This window comes from Pseudomonas sp. CFBP 13719, assembly GCF_014842095.1.
GTDB lineage: Bacteria > Pseudomonadota > Gammaproteobacteria > Pseudomonadales > Pseudomonadaceae > Aquipseudomonas.
The window spans coordinates 1-672 of record NZ_JACYVB010000022.1; the positions used below are offsets into that span (position 1 = coordinate 1).

Below are 672 nucleotides of genomic sequence, written 5' to 3' on the forward strand. Positions count from 1 at the left end.
TAAACATGCCTGCGGGCCCCTATATTATTTTCAGCAAGGAGAGCATTCATGGCTACGCCAGCGTATATGTCCATCACGGGTACCAAGCAAGGTCTAATCACCGCCGGTGCTTTCACTGCCGACTCGGTCGGCAACACCTACCAGGAAGGTCATGAAGACCAGGTCATGGTTCAGGGCTTCAGCCACGAAGTGATCATTCCCCGCGATCCGCAATCAGGTCAACCGACCGGTCAACGCGTTCACAAACCGGTCAGAATTACCAAGGTGTTCGACAAGTCCTCGCCACTGCTGCTGGCTGCACTGACTTCCGGCGAGCGTCTGACCGAGATTACTATCCAGTGGTATCGCACCTCGGCAGCGGGTACTCAAGAGCACTACTTCACCACCAAGCTCGAAGACGCGATCATCGTCGACATGAAGGATTACATGCATAACTGCCAGGACCCGTCGAATTCGCACTTCACGCATCTGGAAGACGTTGAGTTCACCTACCGCAAAATCACCTGGACCCACGAAGTGTCTGGCACCTCGGGTTCTGATGACTGGCGCATCCCCGTCGCAGGCTGAAACTAACGAGCTGTTTCGCGGCATCGACCGTTCTAACGGTTGATGCCCTTTATTACGTCTAAGGTGGGCGTCGCGTTTTGCCTCCTCTCTCAGCTAAGGATAAGC

At 54.6% G+C, this 672-nt stretch carries 1 protein-coding gene; it reads left to right on the top strand.

Going from position 1 to position 672, the window contains the following annotated elements:
- Positions 1–48 precede the first annotated feature (48 nt).
- Complete coding sequence (locus IFT57_RS26825) at positions 49–567, top strand: Hcp family type VI secretion system effector (RefSeq protein WP_192153235.1); 519 nt, start codon at positions 49–51, stop codon at positions 565–567.
- Positions 568–672: the final 105 nt, after the last annotated feature.

What these genes read in the sequence shown, in the direction of transcription:
- IFT57_RS26825 (WP_192153235.1), top strand. Translation starts at nt 49, where the DNA reads ATGGCTACGCCAGCGTATATGTCCATCACGGGTACCAAGCAAGGTCTA.